Source organism: Pseudomonadota bacterium, from assembly GCA_039815145.1.
Classification (GTDB): Bacteria; Pseudomonadota; Gammaproteobacteria; order Steroidobacterales; family JBCBZW01; genus JBCBZW01.
Window position 1 is genome coordinate 1 of record JBCBZW010000280.1, and the last position, 2043, is coordinate 2043.

At 66.1% G+C, this 2043-nt stretch carries 3 protein-coding genes; all 3 read right to left on the reverse strand.

The features are described 5' to 3' along the window. Positions 1-148: 148 nt before the first annotated feature. The 3 genes from AAF184_25755 to AAF184_25765 are packed head-to-tail and all read right to left on the reverse strand — an operon-like array spanning position 149 to position 1686. Entirely contained in the window at positions 149-766 is a 618-nt protein-coding gene (locus AAF184_25755) for a hypothetical protein (protein MEO0425761.1), read from the reverse strand. Next, entirely contained in the window at positions 763-1080 is a 318-nt protein-coding gene (locus tag AAF184_25760) for a PadR family transcriptional regulator (protein MEO0425762.1), read from the reverse strand. The genes AAF184_25755 and AAF184_25760 overlap by 4 nt, the downstream gene beginning before the upstream one ends. A 45-nt stretch (positions 1081-1125) precedes the next feature. After that, positions 1126-1686: a YceI family protein gene (locus AAF184_25765; GenBank protein ID MEO0425763.1), complete on the reverse strand. Its 561-nt coding sequence runs from the start codon at positions 1684-1686 to the stop codon at positions 1126-1128. Positions 1687-2043: the final 357 nt, after the last annotated feature.

Genomic DNA, 2043 nt, shown 5'->3' on the forward strand with positions numbered 1-2043 from the left:
ATGAATTCGAGCTTCTGGCGGGCGGACCATCCATCGACGTCGCCGGGATTCATGACGGTCGCGAGCATCACGAAGCCGACGACGTAGCACACGGCCTGCACCATCGCGGCGACGCCCGCAAGGCGACTGCACGCACGGGACGCCACGGCTAGGGTATCCGCGTCAGGCGCGCCGTCGCATAGGCGCCAATCACCATGGCCGTCACGATCACCAGCAGCCGTAGGGCGAGGTAGGTGATGGGCGCCCCGTGCGCAGGGCTGAGCGCACTAACGGCAACGGTAGCCGACAACAAGACGACCAAGGGGCTCAGGGTGGCCAGCGCATTGCGAAAAAAGGAGCGACCCCGACGAAACGCGATCACGGCAGCGGCGGCCCCGGCGACCGTTGCCCCCAGGAATAGCGTCAGAAAATAGAGCACGCGAATGGCGAGCAAGGCGGGCGCATCCGGTTGCGCGGCCAGACTCGCCGCCAAGCGACGCGCCACCGATACATCCCAGTAACTCACACTGATGTAAGCCAACGCGCAGGCTAGGACGGTGAAGGCGAGACGCGCGAGATTCGTCCGCTCCAAGCGATACCACGCCAGAGCGGGGAGGCAGCGCAGCGCTTCGCGCCAGTAGGCGAGCGCGGGATGAGCGGCCCCGGTGTTTGCCAGGTAGTGCTCGTGCAAATCGCCGAGCACGTCCTCACGCACGGACGCAGGTGCCAGCAACGCCACCATGCCTTCGGCGACCCGCGGCGGACGCGCCCCACCGCGCCGTGTCATAGGGCGATACCATCGAGCATCTGCTTGAGCGACTGCACCGACGCCCGAAACACCACCTCGCCGTCGGCGGTGATCTGGAAATATCGCCTGGGCCGGCCGCCTCGGCCCTCCATGGGGTCTCCCACCCGAGAGCTGACGAGCGCCTTGTCCTCCATCCTGGACAGCGTGGTGTAGATCGCACCCACCGCCGGACGGCGCCCCGTGCGCGCGCAGATCTCCTCGCTGATGGCCGCGCCGTAGGCGCCATCGCCGAGGTGCATCACCGCGGCCATGACGGTGAGTTCGAATTCGCCGAGGGGCTTGGAGGCGTTCATCGCCCCATCCTGCCGGAGGCGCTAGCGAGAACCAAGCGGTGCTCCCTAGGGCGTGTCCGCGATCGCGAGCGCCTCGATTTGGAACTCGACGTTGGCGCCGATGGGGCCGAGCGCCGTGGTCACGCCGAAGGCCTCGCGAGGAAAGGTCCCGCTGGCCGTGAAGCCGGCCGCGCGCTGTCGCGTCACCGGGTCGGTACCGATCTTGTTCAGGCGCACCTCCAGCGTCAGGGGAGCGGTGGCGCCGCGCAAGGTCATCTCCCCCGTGACGCGGTAGCAGCCTTCGGCGCACGCGGACGAGCGTTCCACGGCCTTGGAGGAGAAGCGAATCACCGGGTGTGCGGCGGCATCGAGCCAATGAGGGCCGCGCACGATACGTTCGCGCTCCGCATGATCGGAACGTAGCCCTGCCAGCGCGATCGCCGCCGTTATCTCACTGTTCTGCGGCGCACGCTCGTCGAGCAGTAGCGTTCCGGTGACGTCGGTGAAGGTGCCAATGGTCTTGGTGAATCCAAAGCGATCCACCTGCCACACCACTTGCGTGTGGTCGTTGTCGAGGGTGTAGGGCGCCCCCGTGGCGCCGGCCACAGTGGCCACTGACGCGGCCATCCACGTCACTATCGAGCATCGCGATCGAGTCGTCATCGACCTGCCTCCCAGCAATTACTACAATGAAGCATTGTATTACTACACTGTAGTACTGAAGCCTTGTCAAGGATGTTTCCAACGACCGAGCGAACGAATGCGCTCGGTACAACGCCTGAGCGGACGCCTGGCACCGCCTCCTCGCTCCAGCCGACGCTCGCGCCCGCGGCGCAGTGATAGCCCCGTGATACTTTCGTGGCAGTCTGCGAAGGTGGCTTACCCGGGCTCGTCGACGCCCGGCCAACTTACGGCTCGAGGATGCTTGCGCGATGACACAGAAACGATGGCTGGCGTGCCTGCTGTTGGTACTGACCGCCAACC

What these genes read in the sequence shown, in the direction of transcription:
- AAF184_25760 (MEO0425762.1), bottom strand. Translation starts at nt 1,080, where the DNA reads ATGAACGCCTCCAAGCCCCTCGGCGAATTCGAACTCACCGTCATGGCC.
- AAF184_25765 (MEO0425763.1), bottom strand. Translation starts at nt 1,686, where the DNA reads ATGGCCGCGTCAGTGGCCACTGTGGCCGGCGCCACGGGGGCGCCCTAC.
- AAF184_25755 (MEO0425761.1), bottom strand. Translation starts at nt 766, where the DNA reads ATGACACGGCGCGGTGGGGCGCGTCCGCCGCGGGTCGCCGAAGGCATG.